Source organism: Amycolatopsis suaedae (assembly GCF_004214935.1).
In the GTDB taxonomy this organism is placed as follows: domain Bacteria; phylum Actinomycetota; class Actinomycetes; order Mycobacteriales; family Pseudonocardiaceae; genus Amycolatopsis; species Amycolatopsis suaedae.
In genome coordinates, this window is sequence record NZ_SFCC01000009.1 from 307,106 (window position 1) to 332,060 (window position 24,955).

Below are 24,955 nucleotides of genomic sequence, written 5' to 3' on the forward strand. Positions count from 1 at the left end.
GGAGGAGACATGACCGACGCGGTGATCGTCGACGCTGTGCGTACGCCCATCGGCAAGGGCAAACCCGGCGGGGCACTGTCCGGAGTGCACCCGGTCGATCTGCATGCCCACGCCATCCGGTCGCTCGTCGAACGCACCGGAATCGACCCCGCCCGCGTCGACGACGTGATCAGCGGCGCGGTGGGCCAGATCGGCGAGCAGAGTTCCAACACCGCGCGGTGGGCGGCACTGGCCGCGGGACTGCCGGAGTCGGTGCCCGCGGTGACCGTCGACCGGCAGTGCGGCAGCAGCCAGCAGGCGATCCACTTCGCGGCTCAGGGTGTACTCAGCGGGGTATACGACGTGGTGATCGCGTCCGGCGTCGAGTCGATGAGCCGGGTGCCGATCGGCAGCCAGACAGCGGGGAAGGACTTCCTCGGCCCCGGCGTGGCCCGCCGTTACCCGGAAGGCCTGGTGCCGCAGGGCATCAGCGCCGAGCTGATCGCCCGCAGGTGGGGCCTGTCGCGTGAACAGCTCGACACGTTCGCCGCCGAGAGTCACCACCGTGCCGCCGCCGCATGGGCGGACGGGCGGTTCGACGGCGAGGTCAGCCCGCTCAAGGCACCCGGTCCGGACGGCGTGCCGGTGCCCGTCGGCACCGACGAATCGGTCCGGCCGGGAACGACGGTCGAGGTGCTGGCCGGCCTGCGCCCGGCGTTTCGCGCCGAGCTATGGGAGCAGCGGTTCGGCGACCTGACGTGGAACATCACCGCGGGCAACAGCAGCCCCGTCAACGACGGTGCCTCGGCGGTGCTCATCACCAGTTCCGAGGCCGCCACCGCGCTCGGGTTGCGGCCACGGGCACGGCTGCACACCTTCGCCGTCACCGGCGACGACCCGCTGTACATGCTGACCGGCATCATCCCCGCCACCCGCAAGGTGCTCGACCGTGCCGGGCTCGCACTGGCCGACATCGACGCGTTCGAGGTCAACGAGGCGTTCACGAGCGTCGTGCTCGCCTGGCTCGCCGAGACCGGCGCCGACCCGGCGAAGGTCAACGTCAACGGCGGCGCCACCGCGCTCGGGCACCCGCTCGGCGCCAGCGGCGGCCGGCTGATGACGACATTGCTGTCGGTACTCGAACAGACCGGTGGTCGCTACGGGCTGCAGACCATGTGCGAGGCGGGCGGGCTGGCCAACGCCACCATCGTCGAACGGCTGTAGCCGTAGGGTCGCGGTCATGATCGCGACGACAGGGGACTACGAACTCGACGACGACCCGGCCAGGGTGGACCGCGACGCGCTGTGGGACTTCATGTCCACCAAGGCCTACTGGGCGCGGTGGCGGACCAGGGAGCAGGTGCTGCGGCAGCTCGACGCGGCCTGGCGGGTCGTCGGCGTCTACCACCGCGACGGTGCGATGGTCGGCTTCGCCAGGGCGATCTCGGACGGCGTGTCGCTGGCCTACCTGGCCGACGTGTACGTCCTCGACGAGCACCGCGGCCACGGCCTGGGCAAGGCGCTGGTGCGGGCCATGGTGGAGGAGTCGCCCGGTGGCGAGCGGTTGCGCTGGCTGCTGCACACCGACGACGCACACGGGCTGTACCGTCAGTTCGGCTTCGCCGAGCCGGATCACACCATGCTGGAGCGGCCCCGTCAGTCCTAGCGAGTTTCGGCGAACAGGGGAGGAATGGATCTGCGGCAGACGGCTGAGGACACCGCGCGCAGGGTCGCCCGGACCCATGCCGGCGCGGTGGTCGCCGTCCTTTCCAGGGACGAGCCTGAACCGGTGATCTACGCGGCCGGTGCTACCGAACTGAGGGGTGGCCGCATGCCTGGAGCGGCCACCGTGTTCGAGACCGGTTCGCTGACCAAGCTGTTCACCGCGACGCTGCTCGCTGACGCGGTCATCCGCGATGTCGTCACGCTCGGCACACCGGTGCGGGAGTGTGTTCCGGTCGACTTGCCCGGCGACATCACACTCGGCCACCTCGCGACGCATACCTCGGGTCTGCCGAAGTCGCCGGTCGGCGTACTGGCAGACCTGCGTTCACCCGATCCGTACTCCGCTCTGACCCCAGCCGACGTGCTCGCCGCCGCGGCGCGGTTGTCGCGTCGTGCCCCGGGTGGACGGATGCGTTACTCGAACCTCGGTTCCGCGCTGCTCGGGCTGGCGCTGGTGGCTGCGACAGGCAGTACCGGTTATTCGGACCTGGTACGCCGCCGGATCTGTGAACCGCTCGGTCTGGTGAACACAGACGTCGGTCCACCCGTTGGTACCGATCACGCCACCGGACACCGCTGGCGTCGGCGGCGCGCGGAGCCGTGGCACCTCGACGGCATGGTGGCCGCCGGTGGCCTGCACTCCACGGCCACGGATCTGGCCGTGTTCCTGGGGGCACAGCTGAGACCGGGCGCCACCGAACTGGGCGAGGCGATCGAGCTCACGCAGACACCCCCGGTGGGACTGGGCTGGATGCGCACGACATCCGAAGGCCGGACGGTCCTGTGGCACAACGGCGCCACCGCCGGGTTCCGGACGTTCGCCGGGCTGGTCCCGGACACCGGCCGCGCGGTCGTGGTGCTGGCGAACAGCTTCACCCTGCGTGGAGCCGACCTGGCTGGTCTGGCCGCGCTCGGTCAGCGGTCCCCGCGCGCAGCGTGAGCATGGTGATCTCGCTCGGTGCGAACACCCGCAACGGCGGGCCCCAGAAGCCGGTGCCGCGGCTGGTGTACAGCTGGGTGTGCTCGCCGTGCCGGGTCAGTCCCTGCAGTGCCCGTTGCTGGGCACGCACGAGCAGGTGGAACGGCCAGATCTGCCCGCCGTGGGTGTGCCCGGACAGCTGCAGGTCCACCTGCGCCGCCACCGCGTGCCCGATCTGACTGGGCTGGTGGGCCAGCAACACGATCGGGTCACCCGGCGCCGTGCCGTGCAGCGCCGCGGCGAGGTTCTGGCCGTGGCCGGGCTCGCCGGAGGCCGCCGCGGTGGCGTCGTCCACCCCGGCGAACACCAGCCGCTGCCCGTCGCGCTCCAGCACCCGGTGCTGGTTGTGCAGCCCGGTCCAGCCCAGGGTGTCCATGTGGTCCAGCCACGACTGCGCACCGCTGAAGTACTCGTGGTTGCCCGACACGTAGAAGCGCTGCTCCGCGGCGACCTCGCCGAGTGCGGCGACCTGGCCCGCGCGTTGCTCGACCGTGCCGTCGGCGAGGTCACCGTCGTGCACGACGACGTCGGGTTCCAGCTCGTTGACGGCCGCGATCACCCGCTCGCCCCACGCGGTGCGGTCGATCGGCCCGAAATGGGTGTCGGTGATCATGACCAGCCGCAGCCCGTCGAACGCCGCGCCCAGCCGGGGCAGGGTGACGTCGACCTGGCGGATTCTCGGCAGCCGCATGGCCTCGGCCACGCCGTAGACCACCAGCACCACGACGATCCCGGCCAGCGCCAGCGCGACGATCCGCCCCCGCAGCGGATTGTCCACACCGGACAGTGCGAGCACGAGCCGGAGCAGATGGGTGAGCACTGCCCACGCGAACAGCAGCCACACCACCCCGAGCATCGTGTCGGCGATCCGCGCCGCGGCGTCCGACCCGCGCCGGTGCCCGCGCACGATCAGGACCGGGAACGACAGGAACGCCACCGCGAACACGACCGTCCCGGTCACGGTGACCGCGGTGGGCCACTGGGCCGCTGGGCCGAACAGCGCGTGCCACGGCACCCAGAACAGGGCCGCGAGCACGATGAGCGCCGCGAGGGTGATCGCCGCGCGCCGCAGCAGGACGAGTGCGACCGGCGGCTTCGCCACGCTGGTGGACACGGTGGACATGACTTCTCCTGGGTTTAGGCGGGGACTCTGCCCGCGCTGACGAACTGGGCGAGCCCGGAGACCCGCTGGTCGACGTCGACCAGGCCCGCGTCACGCAGCACGCCGGTGATCTCGTCGCGGCCGAACATCCGCCCGCCGGCCAGCGTGGCGATGCGGTCCTCGACGGCGTGCAGCGGCGCCGGCCCGGCGTGGACGCTGGTCAGCAGCGCGATCCGGCCGCCGGGGGCCAGCACCCGCATCAGCTCGTCCAGCACCCGGAACGGCTCGGGCACCAGGTAGAGCGCGGCGAAACAACACACAGCGTCGAACGTGCCGTCGGCGAACGGAAGTTCCCGCGCGTCGGCACGCAGGTAGCCGACCCGCTCGTGGGCGTTGTCCCGCACCGCCCTGGCCAGCATGGGCGGGGAGACGTCCAGTCCCACGGCGAACCCGGAGCCGCTCAGGGCCTCGCCGAACCCACGGGTGAAGTTGCCGGGGCCGCAGGCCACGTCGAGCACGGTCTGCTCGCCGCCCAGCCGCAGCGCCTGCCGCGCCAGCCGGGCCTCGCCGTCGCCGCCGGGCAGGCCACCGCCCAGCAGCATCGCTCCAGCGGGCCGCCACCAGCGCTGGTAGACGGCGGCCAGCAGCGGGTTGTGCATGGCCGCCTGGGCAAGGTTGCGAGGCCGCCGCGTGTCCGGCGGCAGCAGGTCGAGGTAGCCGGCCGAGTCGTCGCCGGGACCGCGCACCCGGTCCTGGTCCAGCAGTGCGCGCAGACGCTCCATCGAATCCATGCCCGTCCTCCCAGTCCGACCAGTAACGTCTGCAGTATGAGCGCCGACCAGGCTCCCTCGCCGTTCACCGAGACCACCGGCACAGCCCGGCACGCCGCGATGGCCGCCCTCGCCGAGTCCGGTCCGGTGCAACGGCTCACGCTGTTCACCGGGGTACCCGTCTGGCTGGTCACCGGCTACGCCGAGGCCCGCGCACTGCTCGCGCACCCGGCGATGGCCAAGGAGTACCTGGGCGGACCGCACCAGGACTCCGTGCCTGCCGACCTGCACGCCGCGATGAACACCCACCTGCTCAGCACCAACCCGCCCGACCACACCCGGCTGCGCAAGCTGGTGACGGCGGCGTTCACCGCCCGCCGGGTCGAGTCGCTCGGTCCCCGGATCCAGGAGATCACCGACGGGCTGCTCGACGAGCTCGCCAGCGCCGGTGGTTCCCCGGCCGACCTCGTCGCCGGCCTCGGCTACCCGCTGCCGATCACGGTGATCGCCGAGTTGCTCGGCGTTCCCGTCGACGACCGGGAGACGTTCCGCCGCTGGTCGTCGATCGTCATCAACGCTCCGGTGCACCCGGCCGAGGTCTACCTGCGCGCGGCGGCCGACATGGTCGACTACGTGCGCAAGCTGATCGCCGACAAGCGTTCCGCGCCGGCCGGCGACCTGCTCTCGGCGCTGATCGAGGTACACGACGGCGGCGACCGGCTGTCCGAGGACGAGCTCAGCTCCATGGTCTTCCTGCTGCTGGTGGCCGGGCACGAGACGACGGTCAGCCTGATCACCGGCGCCGCGTACTCGTTGCTGTCCCACCCGGAACAGCTGGCGCTGGTTCGAGACGAACCGGACCGTCTTGCCGCGGCCGTCGAGGAACAGCTCCGCTACGACGGCCCGGCGCAGGTGCCGATCCCGTCGGTCACCACCGCGCCGATCACCGTCGGCGGAGTGACCATTCCCGAGGGCGACGTCGTGGTGCCGGTGCTGCTGGCCGCCAACCGCGACCCGGCCCGGTTTCCCGAGCCGGACAGGTTCGACGTCGCCCGGCCGCCCGCGCCGCATCTGGCGTTCGGTCACGGCCTGCACCACTGCCTGGGTGCGCCGCTGGCCAGGATGGAGGCGGTCATCGCCATCGGCAGCCTGCTGCGCAGGTTCCCCCGGCTGCGGCTCGCCGATCCGGACACCGAGCCGGAGCGGTTCCCGAGCCTGCTGATGAACGGCATCGTCAGCCTGCCGGTCACACTCGGCTGAGCGCACCGGCCGGCAGCGTGGTGCCGGTGAGGTCCTCGGCGACCGACCACAGCGACGCGGCCAGATCGGTACCCCGTGCGCTGCGGGGCAGTCCGGCCTTGATCGTCGGGCCGACCAGCCACCGCTTCGGGCCGTAGTAGCCGCCCTGCGGTCTGCGGGTTGGTGCGCGTGTAGCCGGGGTGCGCCACCGTGCTGAGCAGGTCCCAGCCGTGCTCGTCCGCGACAGTGGCCAGGTGCGGGCCCATCAGCATGTCGGCGAGTTTGGACTGCGCGTAGGCCCGCACCGGCGAGTAGCGCCGGGTGAACTGCAGCTCGAAGCCGTCGGCGGTGGTCTGCCGCTTTGGCGGCGTCATGACGCCGGCGTTGTTGACCAGCGCGTGCAGCGGACGGCCATGACGACCTCGGCTCCGGCGGCGGCCAGCCACCGGGTCGCCTCCCGGCCGGTCCCGCTGTTGGCTCCGGTGACGACGAACCGCCTGCCGGTCTGGTCGGGTACCTGGTACATGAGCTGCCCCTTTGTTGGAGACCGGTGGTCTGTTACAGCTTCGACGCTAACAGACCGGTGGTCTGCTAGCAACAGACCGGAGGTCTGTAAGCTGCGCGTATGGGCACGTTCAAGCGGGCGCACAGCGAGGAACAGCGCAGCGAACGGCGCCGGGTGATCCTCGACACGGCGGCGGCGATGCTGACCGAGATGCCGGTGGCCCAGCTGTCGCTGAACGCGCTCAGCCGCAGGGTGTGCCTGGCGAAGTCGAACGTGCTGCGTTACTTCGAGTCCCGGGAGGCGGTGCTGCTCGAACTGCTCGACGTGCACCTGGGGAAGTGGCTGGCCGAGGTGGACGCCGACCTCACCGTCGACGAGGACGCCGGCGTGCGCGAGCGGGCCATCCGGCTGGTCGGTGTGCTGGCGACGACCCTGTCGCGGCACCCGGTGCTGTGCGATCTGATGGCCGCGCAGGCGTCCGTGCTGGAACGCAACGTCTCACCGGAGGCGGTGCTGCGCCACAAGCGGAGCACGCTGAAGCGGGTCGAGGTGCTGCGTGACCTCGTGGTGCGGGCCGTTCCGGAGCTGGGAAACGAGGGGGCCGAACGGTTCGCGCTGGCGGCGGCGCTGACGGTGTCCGCGCTCTGGCCGCATTCCCAGCCCTCGCCCGCCCTGCTCGCCGCCTACGCCGCCGAGCCCGGCCTCGCGCGGATGCGCATCGAGTTCGTCCCGGCCGTGCGGGAACTGCTGGAGACGCTGCTCGCCGGAATGCTCGCTAGGTGAGTGCCTGACCGCCGTCGACCCCGAGGACCTGACCGGTGAGCCAGGTGGCGCCCGGATCGGCCAGCCGCACCAGCCAGACCGCGATCTCCTCCGGTACGCCCCACCGGCGCAGCGGGATCTTGTCCGCTTCCTCCTGCTCCATGGCGTCGACGATCCGGCGCGGCAGCCCGGCGTTGACGAAGATGTCGGTCTTCGTCGGGCCAGGCGCGACGGCGTTGACCCGCACCCGGACGGGCGCGAGTTCCAGGGCCCAGCTGCGGGTGAGTGCCTCGATCGCCGCCTTCGACGCGGCGTAGTGCGAGACCTCGCCGCCGGGACGCTGCCCGAGCGTGCTGGACACGTTGAGAATCGACCCCTGCGTCCTGCGCAGGTGTGGCAGGGCGGCGCGGGACAGCAGGCTGGGCGCGGTGACGTTGAGTGCGAACAGCTCGTTGATCCGCCGCGCGGTGGCCCGGGGCAGCGGAAGGAAGGCGACCGCGCCGGCGTTGTTCACCAGCACGTCGAGCCGGTCCCAGCGGCCGGTGGCGGCCGCGACCACCGCCTCGGGGGCGCCGTCGGCACAGATGTCGGCGGGGAAGACCTCGATCCCGGCGTGCAGCCCGGCGGTCTCGTCGAGTGCCTGCTTGCGACGGCCGACACCGAGCACGTGGGCGCCCGCCTCGGCGAACGCCACGGCCGTCGCGCGCCCGATGCCCGACCCCGCGCCGGTGACCACCACGACCCGGCCGGTGAGATCGACTCCGCTCATGTCATCCGACCGTAGCGGGCGATTCCGGCCGCATGTATGCCTCATCGGGCACCAAATTCACTTCGCCGCGGCGAAGCGCCGTGACACGATCGCGTGGTGACCGAACCCCGTCGCGACCTGATGCGCTGGCAGTTCGACCTGACCTGGCAGCTGTTCGAGTACCACCTCGGCCGGTTGCGTGCCGGGGACTTCCTCGCCGAACCGGCGCCGGTGTGCTGGACCATGCGTCCCGACGGTGACGGCTGGGTGCCGGACTGGGCCGAGACCGAACCGGATCCCGTCCCCGTTCCGACGATCGGCTGGGTGACGTGGCATCTGGGCTGGTGGTGGACGGTGACCGCGGATCACCTGTCCGGCCGCGAACCCCGTCGTCGTGAGGACGTCGCCTGGCCGGGGCCGGGCGAGCCTGCGATCGCCTGGCTGCGTGACCTGCGTACCCGCTGGCTGGCGGTGCTCGACTCGCTGTCCGACGCCGACCTCGACGGGCCCGCGCCGTTCCCGTTCCCGGACTCCGGGCTGACCGTGGCGCACACCCTCGGCTGGGTCAACGCGGAGCTGATGAAGAACGTCGCGGAGATCGGTCAGCTGCGGCTCGTGCGGACGGTGGCGGCATGAGGCGGCGCATGCCCGTACCCGGCGGGGAGCTGGCCTACGAGGTGCGCGGCACCGGCAGCCCGGTCGTGTTCCTGCACGCCGGCGCGCTGAGCGGCGGCATGTGGGACCGCGAGATGGACGTTCACGCGGCCGAGCACACCGTGATCCGCTTCGACGCGCGAGGTCACGGCGAGTCCTCGACGCCCACCGAGCCGTTCGCCAACTACACCGACCTCGCTCATCTGCTCGACGGGCTGGGCCTGGAGTCGGTCACGCTGGCCGGGGTGTCGCAGGGCAGCCGGACGTCGATCGACTTCGCCCTGTCCCATCCCGAGCGGGTCGACGCGATGCTGCTCGCCGGGCCCGGGATCAGCGGGATGGTCAACCGCGATCCGTACATCCTCGACCACCTCGCCCGGATCCGGGCCGCGACCAGCACGGCCGAGGCCGTCGAATGCCTGCTGCGGATGTGGACCGACGGTCCGCGGCGCACGCCGGACCAGGTCGACCCGCGGGTGCGGGAGCTGGCGGGCCGGCTGCACACCGCCAGCCTGGAGCGGCACGGGCCCACCGGTTTCGTCCACGCGATCGACATCGGCGCCATCGACCGGGTCGGCGAGCTGCGGGGCCGGGTGAGTGTCCTGGTCGGCGACCTCGACTCCGGCGACATCCACGACGTCGCCGACCTGGTGACGAACTCGGTGTCGGGTGCCCGGCGGGAGGTCGTCGCCGGTGCGGGGCACCTGCTGAACCTGGAGGCCCCCGAGGCCTTCGACGCGGCGCTGCGCGCGCTGTTCTAGAGTCCCCGGCCGGCTGCGCGCAGTCGTTCGACGGCGTCCGGCGTGCCCTCGAACTCGACCCTGGCCTCGTCCCGGCCGAAGACGAACAGCAGCAGTTCCACCGGCTCGCCGACGACCCCCACCAGCTCGTCGCCGGAACGCACCTGCGCCTGCCGTCCCGCCGGCGTGCGCAGCACGACCCCGACCGGGGACGAACGCAGCGTCATCCGCGACGCCATGCGGGCCGCCTTCCAGGCCGCGGCGTCCCGGGCGCCGTCGGCCGGCCGTGGCTCCCAGCCGGGGCGTGCCCGGCGCACGTCCTCGTGGTGGACCAGGAACTCGGCGCTGTTGACCAGTTCGTCGACGGCGGGGATCGACGTCGGCCAGAACCACGCCGGGCCGGACCGGACGCGCTCGACCAGCCGCGGCCACGGCTCGGCCGCGTAGCCGTCCTGTACCCGGCGGGTGTGGCCGTCCAGTCCGGGCACCAGGATGCCGAGTGCCGCGTCCGGCCGGTGCTCACGCACCACCAGATGAGCGGCGAGGTCCTTGGTGAGCCAGCCCTCGCACAGCGTCGGCGCATCCGGTCCGACCTCGTCGAACAGTGCGCAGAGGGCCTGACGTTCGTCCGCGGCGACACCCATGCGGGCGATATTACTCGCGGGTAGTCCACGGTGCCTGTCGATCCGGCGGTCGTGCGTTCGTGTAGTGGGCGAGAACCCGTACCGTCGGCTCCGGAAAGGACACGACCATGCCGCAGTACCTGCTCAGCATCTACCAGCCCGACGGCCCGCCGCCCGGGCCCGAGGTACTCGACCCGATCATGCGGGACGTCGAGGCGGTCAACGCCGAGATGCGCGCGGCGGGAGCCTGGGTGTTCGCCGCCGGCCTGTTCCCGCCGAGCACCGCGACCGTGCTCACCGCGAAGAACGACGACGTGCTGATCACCGACGGCCCGTACCTGGAGGGCAAGGAACACATCGGCGGGTTCACCGTCGTCCGGGCGGCCGACCTCGACGAGGCACTGGCATGGGGCCGCAAGCTCGCCGCCGCGATCACGCTGCCGATCGAGGTGCGGCCGCTGCAGGACGGTGACGGCTGCGGATGACCGCTGGGATCGCCGAGATCGGGGAGGTGTTCCGCCGCGAACACGGCCGCGCCGTCGCCGTCCTGGTCCGGGTCCTCGGCGACATCGACCTGGCCGAGGACGCGGTCGCCGACGCGTTCGCCACCGCGGTCGACCGCTGGCCGTCGGCGGGGCTGCCGCCCAGCCCCGCCGGCTGGATCATCACCACCGCCCGCAACCGGGCGATCGACCGGCTGCGCCGCGAGTCCACCCGCGACGCACGGCACGCCCAGGCCGCGTTGCTGCGCGGAGGAGACGAACCGGAGGAGGCGGGACCCGTGCGCGACGACCGGCTGCGGCTGATCTTCACCTGCTGTCACCCCGCGCTCGCTCCGGCCGCCAGGGTGGCGCTGACGCTCCGGCTGCTCGGCGGGCTGTCCACCGCGGAGATCGCCCGCGCGTTCCTGGTGCCCGAGCCGACGATGGCGCAGCGGCTGGTCCGGGCCAAGGGCAAGATCCGTGACGCGAGGATTCCCTATCGGGTGCCCGGTGACGCCGACCTGCCCGATCGGCTGCGAGCGGTGCTGGCCGTGGTGTACCTCGTGTTCAACGAGGGCTACTCGGCCAGCTCGGGGGAGGCGCTGGTCCGCGACGAGTTGTGTGACGAGGCCATCCGGCTGGGCAGGCTGCTGGCCGAGCTGATGCCGGACGAACCCGAGGTCGCCGGCCTGCTGGCGCTCATGCTGCTCACCGCGGCCCGCCGCCCGGCACGGACCGGAGCCGACGGTTGTCTGGTCCGGCTGGCCGACCAGGACCGCTCACGCTGGGACCGCACGTTGATCGCGGAGGGCCACGCCCTGGTCCGCCGCTGCCTGCGGCGCGGGCAGCCGGGGCCCTACCAGATCCAGGCGGCCATCAACGCCGTCCACTGTGACGCGCCGTCCGCGGCACGGACGGACTGGCCGCAGATCGTCAGGCTGTACGACCAGCTGGCCGCCGTGGCGCCCAGCCCGGTCGTGGCGTTGCACCGCGCGGTCGCGGTGGCGGAGGTGGACGGTCCCGCCGCGGCGCTGGACCAGGTGGAGCGGCTGGACCTGGACCGCTACCACCTGTTCCACGCCGTACGCGCCGACCTGCTGCGACGGCTGAACCGCGCGAAGGAGGCCGCCGACGCCTACCGGGCGGCACTCGACCGCGCCGGGAACGCCGCCGAACGTGAGCTGCTCGCCCGGCGGCTCGCCGAGCTTCACTCGCCATAGCCGGCCGGTGCCGCAACGGCGTCCTCGGCGGCCCGGCTGGTGTCCTCCCACGCCGCCCAGGTGTCCAGCCGGGCCTGGGTCAGCTCCCGCGCGATGTCGTAGACCGCACTGCCGAGCAGCAGGCGCAGCGGTGGGTTGTCGCTGTCGACCAGCGTCCGCAGCGCCCGTGCTGCCAGGTGCGGCAGGCTGTCCACCGACCCCTCGGCGAACTGCTTCGCCAGCTCCGCGCGCAGCGGTGCGTAGGCCTCGTTCGGCTCAGCGGCGACCATTCCCGTTGTGTACAGATCGGTCCAATACCCGCCCGGTTCGACGATCGTGACGTTCACGCCGAACGACGCGGCCTCGCCCGCCAGCGCCTCGCTCATGCCCTCCAGCGCGAACTTGCTGGCGCTGTACAGGCCGCTCTGCGGGAATCCACCGATCCCGCCGATGCTGGAGATCTGCACGATGTGCCCGGACCGCTGGGCTCGCAACACCGGCAGAACCGCCTGGCTGACCCACAGCGCGCCGAAGAAGTTGGTCTCCAGCTGGGCGCGCGCCAGTTCCTCGGTGAACTCCTCGACCATGCCGGTGGCCATGAAACCGGCGTTGTTCACGACCACGTCGAGACAGCCGAAATGCTCGCTCGCCTTGGCCACCGCCGCGTGGACCGCCGCCCGGTCGGTGACGTCCAGCGGCAGTGTCAGCAGGCGGTCGCCGTGCTCCGCCCGCAGCTGGTCCAAAGTGGACACCGTGCGGGCGGCGGCAGCGACGCTCTCGCCGGCGCCCAGGGCGGCCTCGGTGAAGGCCCTGCCGAGGCCCTTGCTCGCGCCGGTGATGAACCAGACTCGCGTCATGCGGTGCTCCTCTCGTTGACGAGACGGTCCGTCTCGTCTCGCGCCTACACTAGAGCACTGTCGCCGATTTCGCAAGACGGACCGTCTCGTCTACTCTGTTCGCATGGCGGAACGTAGGCGCAGTGAGGCGACCAGGCAGGCGATCCTCGACGCGGCACTGGAGCTGGCGGGCGAGGTGGGCTACGCGAAGCTGAGCGTCGAGGGCATCGCGGCCAGGGCGGGAGCGGGCAAGCAGACCATCTACCGCTGGTGGCCGTCGAAGGGCGCGGTGCTGCTGGACGCGCTGCTCGCGTACACGACCGGCCCGTCCGGCCGGATCGACGACGTCGAACTGCCCGACACCGGAGACCTGTCGGCTGACCTGAAGGCCGTGCTGCGGGCCACGGTCGAGGAACTGAACGACCCGCGGCTGAGTGCGCCGATGCGGGCGTTGTCCACCGAGATCCTGGCCGACCCGGTGCTGGCCGCCGACTACGCCGACCGGCTGGAGACGCCGGTCCGCGAGCTGAAACTACGCAGGCTGCGCCGCGCCGTCGACGCGGGCGAGGTGTCCGCGGACGCCGACCTCGACGTCGTCGTCGACCTGCTGTGGGGACCGCTGCGGACCCGCTGGCTCTACCGCGAGGGCCCGCTGACCAAGCGCTACACCGACCGCGTCGTCGACACCGTGCTGAACGGCATCCGCCGCTGGTGACCGGTCACGCCGACGCGAAGCGCGGTGACGGCAGACGGCGCGGCGCCGCCCCCGCGCCGCGGTACTCGAAGTGCCACCACTCGTTGTCGTAGATCCGGTACAGGCCAAGGGCCGCGCCGTGCCGCTCCAGCCACAGCGCTCCCTCGCGTGGCCGCACGTCCACGGCCAGGCCGCGCACGTGGGCGGACTCGTCCGGCGGCAGCACCCGGCTGCGTGCCGCGCAGGGTGAACCCGCCCGGCCGACCTCCCTGCGGTAGAGCGACAGCTGCCGCGCCGGGTCGCGGTAGCCCGAGGTCACCCCGACGAGCTGACCGTCCCGCCACAGCGCGAGGGAACGGGCCGCCAGCAGTGCCGACCGCGTCGCGCCGGTGAGCCCCCGCAGGTCCTCGGCGGGAAACCGCAGGGAGAGCGCCCAGTTCGCGGCGACCCGCAGCGGGTGCGCCGGGTTGCGCAGCACGGCGAATGGCACGAGCAGGACGGCGAGGACACGGGTGAGCGCGGCGAGGACCCGCTCCCGGGTCAGGGCGGGTGCCGGCACGACGAACGGTTCGGTGGTCATGCCGACAACGCTGGGCCACCGATGTCCGCCCGCCGCCGCCGTCAGGTGACCGCCGTGCGCCGGTCATGTCACCGTTTCGCACGGAAACCTGCCCGGCGTGAGCCTGTGACGAAACGATGACATTCGCAGGACGGGCCCCGGACATCACGCGGCGACGATGGAGGCGTGTCCACCGATCTCGCCTCCGCCACGACCGTTCCCCTCCACACCCGCGCCGTCCGGCGCCGCCGCCCCGAGCTGTGGGCCGCGCTCGGCTGCGTGTTCGGGCTCGCGCTGGTGTGCCTGGTGTTCGTGTGGACCAGGACCGGCCAGCGGATCGACGGCGTGCTGCTGCCGAGGGCCGAGCGCGGCGGCGGGTACGAGCAGCGTTCCGCCCTGAGCGAGCCGGCCGGCGCCGTGCTGCGGTTGGTCGGCAACCCGCTGCTGCTGGCCTTCGCGCTGGGGGCGATCCTGCTGGCCGGGCTGCTCCTGCGCCGGTTGCGGGCCGGGGCCGCCGGTGTGGCCGTGGTGCTGGGCTCGATCGCCGCCGCCCGCGTGCTCAAGGAGCTGATCGTCCGGCCCGATCTCGACGTGATCGGGTCGACCACGCACAACAGCTTCCCGAGCGGCCATGTCGCGGCCACCGCCGGGCTGGTGTTCGCCGTGTTGCTCCTCGTGCCGCCGCGGGTACGCCCGTGGCTGGTACTGCCCGGCGCGGCCGGGATCGGCGTGGTCGTCGGCGCGACGATGGTCGCGGGCTGGCACCGCCTGTCCGACGGGCTCGGCGCGGTGCTCGTGGCTGCCATCCTGTTCTGCCTGGCCGTGGCGGTGACCCGCCGTCCGGCCGCCCTGCGATAGTGGGCGGCATGTCGCGGGTGTTGCTGATCGAGGACGACGAGGCGGTGCGGGACGGGCTGAGCCTCGCGCTGAGCCGCCAGGGGCACAGCGTGGAGACCGCGGGGACCGGCGAGCAGGGCCTCGCGCAGCTGGCCGGTGCCGCACCCGACGTCGTCGTGCTCGACCTGATGCTGCCCGGCATGGACGGTTTCGAGGTCTGCCGCCGCATCCGCGCGGGCGGTGACCTGCCGATCATCATGCTCACCGCGCGCAACGACGACATGGACGTCGTCGCCGGGCTGGAGGCCGGTGCCGACGACTACGTCGTCAAACCGGTCCAGCCGCGGGTACTCGAAGCCCGCATCCGCGCGGTCCTGCGCCGTGTGGGCAGCGAGCCGAAGGACACCCGCCGCGACGTCGAGTTGCACGGTGACCTGACCATCGACAGGGTCGGTCTCGTGGTCGCCAAGCACGACAGGCCGGTCGCGCTCGCCCCGACCGAGCTGCGTCTGCTGCTGGAGCTGTCCGGTTCACCCGGCCGGGTGCTCAGCAGGCAGCAGCTGCTCGAGTCGGTGTGGGAACACGGCTATCTCGGCGACTCGCGGCTGGTCGACGCCTGCGTGCAGCGGCTGCGGGCGAAGATCGAGGACGATCCCGCCAGCCCCGTCTACGTCCAGACCGTCCGCGGATTCGGCTACCGGTTCGGTCCACTGTGAACACCGCGGGCTGGTGGGGTCTGCGGACCCGGCTGCTGCTCGCGTTCGGACTGCTCGGGCTCGTCACGACGACGGTGGTGGCAGGCGTGCTGTACTGGCAGGCCCGCAACGTCATCCTGCAGACCTCCCAGGACGCGGCGGCCGTGGCGCTCACCGACCAGGTGGCCACCCTGTTCCCGCTGACCAGCCTGCCACCGTCCGGTCCCGAGCTGGAGCGCGTCGCCGACGCACTGTCCGACCGGGACTCCGCGGCCGTCGTGCTGTTCCGCGGCAGGCCGATCACCGCCGGCCGGGACATGGACCTGGCCACCCCGGAACTGCGCGCGGTGGTGGCCTCGGGCCGGGTGGCCTGGCAGCGCGTCACCCGCTCCGGCGCTCCGGCGCTCGTGATCGGCACCCAGCTGCGCATCAAGAACGCGAACGGGCCGGACGTGCCCACCGGTGTCGAGATCTACGTCTTCCGCAGCCTCGAGGCCGAGCGGGCCAGCGTCGAACAGCTCACCCTCGCGGCCGTGGTCACCGGCGGCGTCTCGCTCGGACTGGCGCTGCTGCTGGCCTGGATCGCCGCGCGCGGTGTCCTGGTCCCGGTCCGTGAACTCCACGGGGCCGCCCGGCGACTGGGCGAGGGCGACCTGACCGCTCGCGTCGACGTCCGAGGCGCGGACGAGCTGGCCGAGGTGGGCCGCACGTTCAACTCGACGGCGCAGGCACTGGAGAACCAGGTCGGCGAGCTACGGCGGATGGAAGCCGACGCGCGGCGGTTCGTCGCCGACGTCTCCCACGAACTGCGCACCCCGCTGGCCGCGATGACCGCGGTGACCGACGTGCTGGACGAGGAGGCCGACCGGCTGCCCGGCGACGCGGGCACCGCCGCCCGCCTGGTCAGCAGGGAGACGTCGAACCTCACCCGGGTGGTCAACGACCTGATCGAGGTCACCCGCTTCGACTCCGGGGTGGCCGCACTCGCGCTGGACGACGTCGACGTCGCCGACGCCGTGCGGGCCACCCTGCGAGCGCGCGGGTGGACCGACACCGTCCAGGCCGACCTTCCCGGCGGCGTCATGGCACGGCTGGACCCACGCAGGCTGGACGTCGTGATGGCCAACCTCGTCGGCAACGCGGTGCGGCACGGCGCGCCGCCGGTGTCGGTCCGGCTGTGGGCCGACGGTGAATGGATAGTGCTCGAGGTGACCGACAGCGGACCGGGACTGGACACCGCCGTGCTGCCGCACGTCTTCGACCGGTTCTACAAGGCCGACACCGCACGCGGCAGGTCCGAGGGCAGCGGGCTGGGCCTGGCGATCGCGTGGGAGAACGCCAGGCTGCACCGCGACGGCGACCGGGTGGGCAGCCTGACGGCGGGCAACCGGCCCGAGGGCGGCGCGGTGTTCACGCTGCGGTTGCCGCGGCACAGCCGGATGGCGGGGGAGGACACGTGAAGCGGCTGACCGTCCTGCTCGCCGTCCTGCTGGCCGTCGCGGCCTGCGGGGTCCGGCCGAGCGCCGTCATCCCGGGCGGCGACGCACCCGGCGGCTCGGTGGTCACGACGCTGATCTTCTTCGTGTCCGGGGACGAGCTGGCGCCCGCGCCCCGGCCGGACGGCAGCACCGACACCCTCGCTCAGCTCGCCGCCGGACCGACTGCCGACGAGCGGGCGCAGGGACTGCGGACCGAACTGCCCCCGGGGATCTCGATCGGCCGCGACTACTCGAACGCGGACCTCGTGGTGACGGTGTCGGTGGCTCCGCACACGCTGTCGGGGCTGGCCGTCCAGCAGATCGCGTGCACGGTGACGAACATCCGCGGCGCTCTCGGCGCCCCGTCGGTCAGCGGCCCGGTGACGGTGGTCGGTCCCGGCGAGAGCCTGGGCCCGCGGTACTGCGGGGTCTCCTAGGCCGTGTTTCACAAGTCACGTTCGCGGTCTTCGCGCCCAGGCGGCCCCTGGACGGCACGGGCGGATGCGCCCGAGTACGGCCCAGTACGAGGGCGATCCGCCCGCACCGCCAGGAACCACCTGGATCACGAAGCCCATCGAACAGACTTATGAAACACGGCCTAGTAGCGCTGGGCGTACCAGGTGGGCGACTCGCCGAACATGGCGGTGAAGTCGCGGGTGAAATGGGCCTGGTCGGCGTAGCCGAGTTCGGCGGCCAGTGCCGCCCACTCGATCGTCACGCCCGCGGCCAGCCGGTCGGTCACCTCGCGCAGCCGGTAGCGGCGGATGACCCATTTCGGCCCGACGCCGACGTACTCGGCGAACAGCCGCTGCAACTGCCGCACGCCGGTGCCCAGCTCGCGGGCCACCGCGTCGACCCGGGTCAGCTCGGGTTCCGACGCGATGCGCTCCACGACCGAGGCCGCCTCGCCCGCCTTCGGGTCGGGTTCGGGCAGCCGCGAGCGCAGGAACGCCTCGACGGTCTCGACGTTCACCTCGCCGGGCAGATCCTGGCCGAACACCTCGGTCGCGTCGATCACCCGGTCGGTGATGGAGCTGACCGGTCCGCCCAGGAACGGACGGAAGCAGCCCGGCCGGAACGCCACGCCGAACACCCCCGACCGCCCGCTCAGAACCTGGATCTGGTGGCCGGTGCACACGCCGTTGACCCGTCCACCGCCCGGATGGAACGTGAGGTGGACGTTCGGGTACGGCACGATCAGCTGCCGGTACGGCTCGGCGTAGTCCCACCAGACCTGCCAGTAGTGGTCCACCAGGCCGGCGAGGTCGGGCGAGGGCGCGGGGAACTCGTGCCGCTGGAACTTCGTCCACGCACCGCCCAGTTCCCGGGTGTCCCTGCCCACGCCCGGAGTCTATGTCGCGTTTGTTCATGACAGCGCCGCGAGCGCGATGCTTGCATTCGGCCATGCGTGACACCGACTACGTCGCCTCCGCGGCACGGACCCTGACCGCCGTCGTGCGGGGCATCGACCCCGGCGTGCTGGACGCCGCCACCCCCTGCTCCGACTACGACGTCCGGGGCCTGCTCAACCACCTGCTGTTCTGGGGACCGTCGCTGGAAGGCGCCGGCCGCAAGGAAACCGTCCCGCCGCCCGCCGGTTCCGACACCGAACTCGACCTGACCGGCGGCGACTGGGCAGCCGACCTGGCCGCGCAGCTGTCCCGCACGGCGAAGGTGTGGAGCGAACCCGCAGCCTGGCAGGGCATGACGCACATGGGCGGGCCGACCGAGATGCCCGCGCCGCTGGTCGGCGGCATGGTCGCGGGGGAGCTGGTCGTGCACGGCTGGGATCTCGCGGCGGCAACCGGCCAGCAACCGGAGTGGGACGCCGAACTGATCGACTACGTCTACGCCGAGGCGGCGGGCTCGGCCGAGCTGGGCAGGCAGATGGGCGTCTACGGTCCCGAGGTGGCGGTTGCCGAAGGGGCACCGGCACTGCACCGCCTGCTGGGCGTCACCGGGCGGGACCCGGCGTGGACGCCGTGACCGCGCCGCGTCAGTCGCGGCTGCGATCCAGTGGTCCCCATTCGGCCGAGCCCTGCTCGTCGACCCGTCGCTGAGCTTCCTCGATCACCGAGTCGGCCACCCAGGCCAGCGGCGTACGGCACTCGACGAGCGGCTCGTTGTCCGGGCCGCGGGACCGCTCCACGCCGTGGAACACCCACGGCCGCACGTCGTCGGCACGCAGTTCGCGCAGGTGCCGGTAGTCGTGCAGCCTGCGGGCCAGCCACAGGTCGAGCGGCCGGTCGCCCCACCACGGCTGCACCCGCAGCGGGTTGGCCGACAGACCCGGCAACCTGACACCGGTCAGCCCGTCCTTGCTGGACTGGGTCTGCGCCAGGTCGACGCCGGGACCGCGGGACCAGCGCACGTACAACTCCTCGTCACCCCGCGTGCGCAGCAGGCCGACCAGGTCCCGCAGCCGGGTGACCGTGGGAATGTCCGTTCCGCTCACCGGCTCCGGGTTCCCCGCCGCGGTGAACTCATGCGTGATCGGCGCCGCGGGGTGTCAGGCCTCCGGCCAGGCGGGCGAGCGGCCCAGGAGCGCGACCACCTCGTCCAGTCCGGATGCTCCCGGCGCCGCGACCGCCGGCGCGAACGGTGAGCCGGGCTCGAGACGAGACGGTCCGTCCGGAACGGATCTGGCCACACTCAGCGCGGCCTCGACCACGTGCCGGTCGAACCGCAGCGGCAGCCCGAGCGTGCGTGCGACGTCCCACGAGTGCACGACGTAGTCGACGAAATGGAAGGTCAGCGCCTGCTCCGCGGTGAACAGGACGTCGGCGGACAGCTCGGTGAGCGGGAACTTCCGGTCGCCGATGCCGTTGGCGGCGAACGCCCTGAGCACCCGGTCGACCGAGCTCCGGTAGGTGGCGACCGGGTCGTCGCCGAGCGGCACGGCACGCCAGTTGGCCAGATCACCGTCGCCTTCGGCTGCCGCGGCGAAGCCGTGGTGCTGGGCGGTCATGTGGGTCAGCAGCCCGTGCAGTGTCCAGTCCGCACACGGTGTCGGCCTGCGCAGGTCGGCAGGCGTGATGCCGGTGATCAGGTCGCGGCTGGTCCGGACGGCGAGGGCGTCGAGGATCTGAAGCTCATCAATATGCATGTGCGTATCATCTATGTCCGCTTACGATTGGTCAAGCGGTATCGTCCGGCGCATGGCGGAAGAGGGCAGGCCGGATCTCGCGGCGATGCTCGGCGGGCTCGTGCGCAGGCTGATGGCGGCCGAGGAGCCCGTGCTGGCCGAGCACGGGCTGACGATGTGGGGCTACGTCGTACTCAGCGCGCTCGACGACGGTCCGGTTCGGACACAGGCCGCGCTGGCGCAGGCGATCGGGGCCGACAAGACACGGATCATCGGCACCCTCGAGGCGTTGCAGGACGGCGGGCTGATCCGCCGCGAGCCGGACCCGGCCGACCGCCGGGTCCGGCTGCTGGAGATCACCGAGGCGGGCCGGCGTGCCCGCCGCTCGGCGCAGGCCCGTATCCAGGAAGGGGAGGAGCGGCTGCTCGCCGCACTGTCCGCCGCCGATCGCGCGGCGTTCCTGCGCGCGGCCCGGGTGCTGTCCGAGCGGCCGGCCGGCGCCTGACGGTCAGGCGGGCTGGGGCGCCGGATCCTTGGCGCGGCCCCAGCCGCGCTCGGCGAGACGCTCGGCGCGGGCGGCGTGGTCGTCGGCCAGGTCCCGCAGCACCGTACGGGCCCGCTCGGTCAGCTCGGGTGCGGCCTTCTCCGGCGAGCCGGAGTCGAAGGGCGGCTGCGGGTCGTACTCCAGCAGCAGCTGCGTCAGCTCCGCGGAATCCCTGCCGAACATCTCCGCGACCACGCTGAGGCCGAAGTCCAGCCCGGCGGTGACGCCGCCGCCGCTGATCCGGTTGCGGTCGACCACCACCCGCTCGTCGACGTTCACCGCGCCGTAGCGCGGCAGCACGTCCCGGACCGACCAGTGGGTGGCCGCCCGGTAGCCCCGCATCAGCCCGGCGGCGCCGAGCACGAGCGAGCCGCTGCACACCGACGTGACGTACCGGGCGCGGGTACCGCGGTCGTGCAGGAACTCCAGTGCCTCCTCGTCCTCGACGACGTCGGCGTAGCCGCTTCCCGGGACGAACAGCACGTCGACGTCGGCGGGGCAGTCCGCGAACGTCGTCGTCGGCGACAGGAACAGGCCGGAGTCCGTGCGGATGGGGTCGAGTGTCTTCCAGGCCAGGTGGACGTCCATCAGATGGACGAAGCAGGTGTGCGGTCCGATCATGTCGAGCAGGGTCAGGCCGGGGTAGGCCAGCATCGCCACCCGCGGGCGCTTGTCGTCCATGCACCGAATCCTCTCGTAGGTTTCAGTCTCACTGTAACTGAACCGAGGTCCGGCCGTAACCGCCGAGGTTTGCGAAGATGACGCCCGTGACCGAACCCCGCAACGCCCCGGAGAACCCGGACGCCGGTGGCCCCGCGCTGCTGCTGATCGTGCTCGGCCGCATGCTGCGCGAACGGGCCGACGCCGCGTTGCGTGCCGACGGCCTGTCCCTGCGGCACGTCTCCGCGCTGGGACACCTGGCCGGCCGGCCAGGCCTGTCCTACAGCGAGCTGGCGCGCCGGGCCGGGGTGACCGTGCAGAGCATGCAGTCCACGCTCGCGCAGCTGGAGGAACGCGGAGCCGTGGAACGCCGTACCGAGCCCGGCCGCGGCCGGACCGCGCAACTGCACGTCACCGACACCGGCTCCCGGCTGCTCGGCCGCGGCCGGGCCGTGCTGGCCGAGGCCGACCAGCGCCTGCTCGACGCGGTCGGCCCCGGCCACGACCTCACCGGCGCGCTCGTCCGCGCGCTGGGCGGCCTGATGGCCCCGGTGCCCCGGTGACCACTTCGGAGCCGACCCGCACGGGTCGGGCCCGTCGGTGTCTGGACTGACGAGCCCCAAGCTCGCTCCGCGAGCGACGGCGAGGAGGGAAGACGCCGACTCAGGGGGCCCGACCGCGCCCGAGCGGAGCGAGGGCAGACAGCGCAGCGCGGTCGAGGTGGATCTCGCTGCGGGTGAACGTGATCCCCTTGGCGTGCCGCAGCCAGAAGCCGAACGCGGGCCGCTTGCCGAAGATCCGCGGCGGGTAGGTGGTCGGCGCCGCCGGCGGCGTCAGGCCGGCCTCGGCCGCGGGATGCCCACCAGGGACCGTCAGCCGCACGTTGTCGAACGTGACGTTCTCGATCGGCGCCTCGGTGCGCCCGGACAGCGTGCTCGCGTACTCCGGGTCGCCGGGCACGTCCCGCGGCGCGACCAGATCGGTTCCGGTGACGTCGCGGAAGGTGACGTTGGCGATCCGCCCGGCCGGTGGATTGCCGGGGCAGCGCGACCGCTTGCCGACGTGCAGGAAGATCGGCGACGCGGTCCTGGTCAGCGTGATGCCGCTGAACGTGACGTCGGAGATCACCGAGCCGTCCATCGACACGATGCCCAGCCCGGCCTTGGACGCCCCGGTGATCTTCAGGTTGCGGAACTCGATGTCGCGGAAGTCCCCGCAGGTCTCCGATCCGAACTGGACGGCGTTGTTCTCCGTGGACATGATCGTGGAGTCCCGCACGACGTTGTGCCTGCTGACGAACGTGCGGCCCAGCGCGTAGTCGCTCTTGAACGCCACCGCGTCGTCGCTGGCCTCGACGACCGATTCGGCCAGTTCGACGTTCGAGCTGTTGATGAAGTTGATTCCGTCCCGGTCCTCGCTGCTGTGGATCTTCACCCTGGTCAGCCGCAGCCCGTCGCAGCCGTTGGCGATCAGCGCGAAGTGGCCGCCCCGCCGCAGGGTGATGCCGTCCAGGCTGACGTTGGCGCACAGTTTGAGCGACAGCAGCTTGTCCGCGACGCCCCGGGGCACGTTGTCGCCGGTGGCCAGCTTGTCGTTGCCGTCGATCGTGCCGCCGCCGGTGAACGCGACGTTGCGGACGTTCTCACCCCACAGCAGGGCGTTGCGGAAGTGGCTGTGCCCGAAGTCCTGGTACTCGTCGAACTCGTTGGGCTCCGGCGCGTCCATCCCGCTGCCGGCCGCGATGATGCGCGCGCCCGCCCGCAGGTTGACGGTGATGTCGCTTTTCAGGTGGATGGTTCTGGCCAGGTAGGTGCCCGGCGGCACCTCGACCACCCCGCCGCCCGCGGCGCTCGCCGCGGCGATGGCCCTGTCGATGGCGGGGGAGTCGACGGTGCTGCCGTCACCCTTGGCCCCGTAGTCCCTGATGTTGAACGTCGCCGCCGCGGCTACGCCGGGGACGGCGGTCAGTGCCAGCAGTGTCGTGACGGCCACGGCGGCTGCTCGACGCCTCATGTGCGCTTCCTTTCTCGGGCGCGAGACGAGGCGGCGGAGCTCGCATGGACGGACCATCCGAGACTAGCGCCGGGGACACCCGTTCAGCATCGGCTGAACCGGTCAGCGGGCTCGCCACGCAGCCTGCCGGCGGGCAGGCTGCGCCCGCACATCACCAGCAGCAGGTCCTGGGCACTGCCGCACAGGGGCGCACCGCTGCCGTAGGACCAGTCCAGGTCGTCGGCGCGCAACTGGATCCCGGTCAGGTCCACGCCGAAGAACCGCAGCGCCTTGGGCGTCGTCGCCTCCAGGATCGGCCGCACGCGTTCCAGCGGCACGGTGCGCTCGATGCCCTGCGCCACCGTGATGTCCAGGCCGTGGATGACGTCGTGCGACAGCGCGGCGAGACGGTCGCCGCCCGGCGGCTGCCACGGGTGGCCTGCGTTGTCGCGCAGGCTCGCGGTGAGCTGTTCCGGTGACAGCGCCGCGGCGTCCCGCCTGGCCAGGCGGTCGGCGGCGCGATTGACGTCGCCGCGTGCGGCCAGCATCGCCAGCAGGAACTTCGGCAGGCCGTGCCGGTAGGGCGCGGTCATGTGGGCGACGACCTCGCGGACCCGCCAGCCAGCGCACAGTGTCGGGCCGTCCCAGGCGGCCGCGGGCAGGCCGGCCAGCAGTGCGGCCAGCTCGCGGCGCTCGCCCGCGACCAGGGCGGGGACGTCGATGGCGGTCATCGGTGCTCCTCTCGTCGGTGGGTGGTTCACCCCACCGACGAACGGCATGACCTCAGGCCGACTTCTTCTTGCCCTTCTTCTTTTTCTTCTTCTTGGCGGGGGACAGGGCGTCGGCGAGCACCGCCACCCCCCAGATCCCGACCGGGAACACCGGCCAGTAGAACGTCGCCTCACCGACGGCGATCGAGATCGCGCCCCAGATCCCGGTGAAGAACACCGCACCGCCCGCCCACTGCCCGGTCTCCCTGCGCAGCTTGCGCCACTTCTTGCGCTGACGGACCAGTTGCTTGTCCGCCTCCATGCGTTCCACCTGGGCACGGGGCACGGGCAGGTCCGCGACGGCTGCCTCGACCTCGCCGACGGTGGTGGCGTCCATGACCTTCGCCAGCCTGGTGTCGTACTCGGCGAGTTCGAGCCTGCCCTCGGTGAACGACGCGGTGAGCCGTTCGATGGCGGCGTCGCGGTCCGGTTCACCCGCGCGAATCCCGCGGGCGGCGTCATCGGTCATCGAATCGCATCCCCAACTGCGACTTCGGACATTTCTCCCAATCCTAGCAGTACGACCGGGAAACCGCTTACTCGCCGATCATGCGCCGGGGAGCCAGATTCTCCGCTCCCGCCGCCACGGACAGCCGCAGCCGCCGGTGCTGCCTGCGTGCGTCCGGGGAGTCCTCCGGGTCGTAGGTGAGCACCCCCATCGCGAGCGCGGTGGTGACGGCGGTGGTCCGGTCGTGCACGTTGAGCTTCTTGAACACCCGTTGCCAGTAGGTCTTCACCGTGGCTTCGCTCAGCGAGAGCGCGCGTGCGATCCGGGAGTTGGTCTGCCCGTCGGCCGCGCGCAGCAGGACCTCGATCTCGCGGTTGCTGAGCCGCACCCGCCCGTTCGGGATGGGCAGGATGCCGGCCGGGCGCACCGAGCCGTTGAGCCCGGCGCGGGGACCGCGGTGAGCGGCGTCGATCACGGCCGCGGCCAGCTGTTCGGCGGTGGACCGCCAGGAAATCACGCCGTAACCGGACGTGTGGTGGCCCAGGCCCGCGACGCCGTGCTCCGCCACGAGCAACACCGCCGTCGAGATACCCGATGCCGACCGGATCCGGTCGATCAACCGCGCAGGTTCGTGGCGCAGTGACGCGATCACCACGACCTGCGGTCTGGCCTGCCGGATGAGTTCCACGGTCCGGTCCGAGTCGTCGGCGACGCCGACGACGTCGATGTCGTCGTGGCAGAGCAGGGTGGCAGACAGGCCGTGTGCCACGATCGACCCGTCCTCGACGACAAAGACCCGGTGCGGGCACTCGCCCTGTGCCCTGATTTCCATGATGGCCCCCAATCCGGG

The 24,955-nt window shown here is 72.1% G+C and carries 32 protein-coding genes; 17 read left to right on the forward strand and 15 right to left on the reverse strand.

Annotated features, from left to right (window positions below; genetic code table 11):
* Positions 1 to 9: 9 nt before the first annotated feature.
* Genes EWH70_RS19685 through EWH70_RS19695 form a run of 3 tightly spaced genes read left to right on the forward strand, consistent with a single transcriptional unit; the run spans position 10 to position 2,644 of the window.
* Positions 10 to 1,203: a thiolase family protein gene (locus EWH70_RS19685; RefSeq protein WP_130476903.1), complete on the forward strand. Its 1,194-nt coding sequence runs from the start codon at positions 10 to 12 to the stop codon at positions 1,201 to 1,203.
* 16 nt (positions 1,204 to 1,219) lie between these two features.
* Positions 1,220 to 1,645, forward strand: a complete 426-nt coding sequence (locus EWH70_RS19690; protein WP_130476904.1) for a GNAT family N-acetyltransferase — start codon at positions 1,220 to 1,222, stop codon at positions 1,643 to 1,645.
* A gap of 24 nt (positions 1,646 to 1,669) precedes the next feature.
* Positions 1,670 to 2,644 carry a serine hydrolase domain-containing protein gene (locus EWH70_RS19695; protein WP_130476905.1) on the forward strand — a complete coding sequence of 325 codons (975 nt, stop codon included), beginning with the start codon at positions 1,670 to 1,672 and terminating at the stop codon, positions 2,642 to 2,644.
* Here EWH70_RS19695 and EWH70_RS19700 read toward each other — a convergent pair.
* Positions 2,577 to 3,806, reverse strand: coding sequence for a metallophosphoesterase (locus tag EWH70_RS19700; protein WP_130476906.1), 1,230 nt, complete (start codon positions 3,804 to 3,806; stop codon positions 2,577 to 2,579). The two genes, EWH70_RS19695 and EWH70_RS19700, sit on opposite strands and share 68 nt — an antisense overlap.
* Positions 3,807 to 3,820: 14 nt before the next feature.
* Positions 3,821 to 4,576 carry a class I SAM-dependent methyltransferase gene (locus EWH70_RS19705; RefSeq protein ID WP_130476907.1) on the reverse strand — a complete coding sequence of 252 codons (756 nt, stop codon included), beginning with the start codon at positions 4,574 to 4,576 and terminating at the stop codon, positions 3,821 to 3,823.
* Positions 4,577 to 4,612: 36 nt separating this feature from the next.
* Between EWH70_RS19705 and EWH70_RS19710 the strand changes: the two genes are divergently transcribed.
* The gene (locus tag EWH70_RS19710) at positions 4,613 to 5,815 is read left to right on the forward strand and encodes a cytochrome P450 family protein (RefSeq protein WP_130476908.1); all 1,203 of its coding nucleotides are present in this window, start codon (positions 4,613 to 4,615) and stop codon (positions 5,813 to 5,815) included.
* Between the two features lie 349 nt (positions 5,816 to 6,164).
* Here EWH70_RS19710 and EWH70_RS36245 read toward each other — a convergent pair whose 3' ends face one another.
* Positions 6,165 to 6,320, reverse strand: coding sequence for a hypothetical protein (locus tag EWH70_RS36245; protein ID WP_420809076.1), 156 nt, complete (start codon positions 6,318 to 6,320; stop codon positions 6,165 to 6,167).
* Positions 6,321 to 6,419: 99 nt separating this feature from the next.
* Here EWH70_RS36245 and EWH70_RS19720 point away from each other — a divergent pair, with 99 nt between their 5' ends.
* Positions 6,420 to 7,082 carry a TetR/AcrR family transcriptional regulator gene (locus EWH70_RS19720; RefSeq protein WP_130476909.1) on the forward strand — a complete coding sequence of 221 codons (663 nt, stop codon included), beginning with the start codon at positions 6,420 to 6,422 and terminating at the stop codon, positions 7,080 to 7,082.
* On the opposite strand, the gene EWH70_RS19725 is transcribed toward EWH70_RS19720, so the two are convergent.
* A complete protein-coding gene (locus EWH70_RS19725; RefSeq protein WP_130476910.1) occupies positions 7,075 to 7,830 on the reverse strand; it encodes an SDR family NAD(P)-dependent oxidoreductase in 756 nt (251 codons plus the stop codon). The genes EWH70_RS19720 and EWH70_RS19725 overlap by 8 nt on opposite strands.
* Positions 7,831 to 7,926: 96 nt before the next feature.
* On the opposite strand from EWH70_RS19725, the gene EWH70_RS19730 reads away from it, so the two are divergent.
* The gene (locus EWH70_RS19730) at positions 7,927 to 8,445 is read left to right on the forward strand and encodes a DinB family protein (protein ID WP_130476911.1); all 519 of its coding nucleotides are present in this window, start codon (positions 7,927 to 7,929) and stop codon (positions 8,443 to 8,445) included.
* A complete protein-coding gene (locus EWH70_RS19735) occupies positions 8,442 to 9,224 on the forward strand; it encodes an alpha/beta fold hydrolase (protein ID WP_130476912.1) in 783 nt (260 codons plus the stop codon). The genes EWH70_RS19730 and EWH70_RS19735 overlap by 4 nt, the downstream gene beginning before the upstream one ends.
* Here the strand turns inward: EWH70_RS19735 and EWH70_RS19740 are convergent.
* A complete protein-coding gene (locus EWH70_RS19740) occupies positions 9,221 to 9,847 on the reverse strand; it encodes a TIGR03085 family metal-binding protein (RefSeq protein ID WP_130476913.1) in 627 nt (208 codons plus the stop codon). The two genes, EWH70_RS19735 and EWH70_RS19740, sit on opposite strands and share 4 nt — an antisense overlap.
* Before the next feature lie 107 nt (positions 9,848 to 9,954).
* Between EWH70_RS19740 and EWH70_RS19745 the strand changes: the two genes are divergently transcribed.
* Entirely contained in the window at positions 9,955 to 10,311 is a 357-nt protein-coding gene (locus tag EWH70_RS19745) for a YciI family protein (RefSeq protein ID WP_130476914.1), read from the forward strand.
* Complete coding sequence (locus tag EWH70_RS19750; RefSeq protein ID WP_130476915.1) at positions 10,308 to 11,528, forward strand: RNA polymerase sigma factor; 1,221 nt, start codon at positions 10,308 to 10,310, stop codon at positions 11,526 to 11,528. The genes EWH70_RS19745 and EWH70_RS19750 overlap by 4 nt, the downstream gene beginning before the upstream one ends.
* On the opposite strand, the gene EWH70_RS19755 is transcribed toward EWH70_RS19750, so the two are convergent.
* A complete protein-coding gene (locus EWH70_RS19755) occupies positions 11,516 to 12,364 on the reverse strand; it encodes an SDR family NAD(P)-dependent oxidoreductase (RefSeq protein WP_130476916.1) in 849 nt (282 codons plus the stop codon). The two genes, EWH70_RS19750 and EWH70_RS19755, sit on opposite strands and share 13 nt — an antisense overlap.
* A 103-nt stretch (positions 12,365 to 12,467) precedes the next feature.
* Between EWH70_RS19755 and EWH70_RS19760 the strand changes: the two genes are divergently transcribed.
* Positions 12,468 to 13,058 carry a TetR/AcrR family transcriptional regulator gene (locus EWH70_RS19760; RefSeq protein ID WP_130476917.1) on the forward strand — a complete coding sequence of 197 codons (591 nt, stop codon included), beginning with the start codon at positions 12,468 to 12,470 and terminating at the stop codon, positions 13,056 to 13,058.
* 4 nt (positions 13,059 to 13,062) lie between these two features.
* On the opposite strand, the gene EWH70_RS19765 is transcribed toward EWH70_RS19760, so the two are convergent.
* Entirely contained in the window at positions 13,063 to 13,617 is a 555-nt protein-coding gene (locus EWH70_RS19765) for a D-alanyl-D-alanine carboxypeptidase family protein (protein ID WP_130476918.1), read from the reverse strand.
* Positions 13,618 to 13,782: 165 nt separating this feature from the next.
* Between EWH70_RS19765 and EWH70_RS19770 the strand changes: the two genes are divergently transcribed.
* The 4 genes from EWH70_RS19770 to EWH70_RS19785 are packed head-to-tail and all read left to right on the forward strand — an operon-like array spanning position 13,783 to position 17,043.
* On the forward strand, positions 13,783 to 14,454 hold the full coding sequence (locus tag EWH70_RS19770) for a phosphatase PAP2 family protein (RefSeq protein WP_130476919.1): 672 nt from the start codon (positions 13,783 to 13,785) through the stop codon (positions 14,452 to 14,454).
* An 8-nt stretch (positions 14,455 to 14,462) separates the two neighbouring features.
* Positions 14,463 to 15,149: a response regulator transcription factor gene (locus tag EWH70_RS19775; RefSeq protein ID WP_130476920.1), complete on the forward strand. Its 687-nt coding sequence runs from the start codon at positions 14,463 to 14,465 to the stop codon at positions 15,147 to 15,149.
* On the forward strand, positions 15,146 to 16,588 hold the full coding sequence (locus EWH70_RS19780) for a sensor histidine kinase (protein WP_205669176.1): 1,443 nt from the start codon (positions 15,146 to 15,148) through the stop codon (positions 16,586 to 16,588). Before EWH70_RS19775 ends, EWH70_RS19780 begins: the two co-directional genes overlap by 4 nt.
* The gene (locus tag EWH70_RS19785) at positions 16,585 to 17,043 is read left to right on the forward strand and encodes a GerMN domain-containing protein (protein ID WP_130476921.1); all 459 of its coding nucleotides are present in this window, start codon (positions 16,585 to 16,587) and stop codon (positions 17,041 to 17,043) included. The genes EWH70_RS19780 and EWH70_RS19785 overlap by 4 nt, the downstream gene beginning before the upstream one ends.
* Positions 17,044 to 17,204: 161 nt before the next feature.
* Here EWH70_RS19785 and EWH70_RS19790 read toward each other — a convergent pair whose 3' ends face one another.
* Entirely contained in the window at positions 17,205 to 17,948 is a 744-nt protein-coding gene (locus EWH70_RS19790) for a helix-turn-helix domain-containing protein (protein ID WP_240687083.1), read from the reverse strand.
* 62 nt (positions 17,949 to 18,010) lie between these two features.
* Here EWH70_RS19790 and EWH70_RS19795 point away from each other — a divergent pair, with 62 nt between their 5' ends.
* Complete coding sequence (locus EWH70_RS19795; RefSeq protein ID WP_130476922.1) at positions 18,011 to 18,592, forward strand: TIGR03086 family metal-binding protein; 582 nt, start codon at positions 18,011 to 18,013, stop codon at positions 18,590 to 18,592.
* Positions 18,593 to 18,602: 10 nt separating this feature from the next.
* On the opposite strand, the gene EWH70_RS19800 is transcribed toward EWH70_RS19795, so the two are convergent.
* Both EWH70_RS19800 and EWH70_RS19805 read right to left on the reverse strand, forming a co-directional pair.
* Positions 18,603 to 19,061 carry a DUF6098 family protein gene (locus EWH70_RS19800; RefSeq protein ID WP_130476923.1) on the reverse strand — a complete coding sequence of 153 codons (459 nt, stop codon included), beginning with the start codon at positions 19,059 to 19,061 and terminating at the stop codon, positions 18,603 to 18,605.
* A 54-nt stretch (positions 19,062 to 19,115) separates the two neighbouring features.
* On the reverse strand, positions 19,116 to 19,712 hold the full coding sequence (locus EWH70_RS19805; protein ID WP_130476924.1) for a TIGR03086 family metal-binding protein: 597 nt from the start codon (positions 19,710 to 19,712) through the stop codon (positions 19,116 to 19,118).
* A gap of 52 nt (positions 19,713 to 19,764) precedes the next feature.
* Here EWH70_RS19805 and EWH70_RS19810 point away from each other — a divergent pair, with 52 nt between their 5' ends.
* Complete coding sequence (locus EWH70_RS19810; protein ID WP_130476925.1) at positions 19,765 to 20,196, forward strand: MarR family winged helix-turn-helix transcriptional regulator; 432 nt, start codon at positions 19,765 to 19,767, stop codon at positions 20,194 to 20,196.
* Positions 20,197 to 20,199: 3 nt separating this feature from the next.
* On the opposite strand, the gene EWH70_RS19815 is transcribed toward EWH70_RS19810, so the two are convergent.
* Positions 20,200 to 20,916 carry a DJ-1/PfpI family protein gene (locus tag EWH70_RS19815; RefSeq protein WP_130476926.1) on the reverse strand — a complete coding sequence of 239 codons (717 nt, stop codon included), beginning with the start codon at positions 20,914 to 20,916 and terminating at the stop codon, positions 20,200 to 20,202.
* Positions 20,917 to 20,993: 77 nt separating this feature from the next.
* On the opposite strand from EWH70_RS19815, the gene EWH70_RS19820 reads away from it, so the two are divergent.
* Positions 20,994 to 21,458: a MarR family winged helix-turn-helix transcriptional regulator gene (locus tag EWH70_RS19820; RefSeq protein ID WP_130476927.1), complete on the forward strand. Its 465-nt coding sequence runs from the start codon at positions 20,994 to 20,996 to the stop codon at positions 21,456 to 21,458.
* Positions 21,459 to 21,558: 100 nt separating this feature from the next.
* Here the strand turns inward: EWH70_RS19820 and EWH70_RS19825 are convergent, their stop codons facing one another.
* The 4 genes from EWH70_RS19825 to EWH70_RS19840 all read right to left on the reverse strand — a co-directional run bounded on the left by EWH70_RS19825 (position 21,559) and on the right by EWH70_RS19840 (position 24,937).
* A complete protein-coding gene (locus EWH70_RS19825; protein WP_165436338.1) occupies positions 21,559 to 22,908 on the reverse strand; it encodes a glycoside hydrolase family 28 protein in 1,350 nt (449 codons plus the stop codon).
* A gap of 83 nt (positions 22,909 to 22,991) precedes the next feature.
* Entirely contained in the window at positions 22,992 to 23,618 is a 627-nt protein-coding gene (locus EWH70_RS19830) for a maleylpyruvate isomerase family mycothiol-dependent enzyme (protein ID WP_130476929.1), read from the reverse strand.
* A gap of 52 nt (positions 23,619 to 23,670) precedes the next feature.
* Positions 23,671 to 24,126, reverse strand: coding sequence for a DUF1707 SHOCT-like domain-containing protein (locus tag EWH70_RS19835; RefSeq protein WP_130476930.1), 456 nt, complete (start codon positions 24,124 to 24,126; stop codon positions 23,671 to 23,673).
* 67 nt (positions 24,127 to 24,193) lie between these two features.
* Positions 24,194 to 24,937 carry a response regulator transcription factor gene (locus tag EWH70_RS19840; RefSeq protein WP_130476931.1) on the reverse strand — a complete coding sequence of 248 codons (744 nt, stop codon included), beginning with the start codon at positions 24,935 to 24,937 and terminating at the stop codon, positions 24,194 to 24,196.
* Positions 24,938 to 24,955 lie beyond the last annotated feature (18 nt).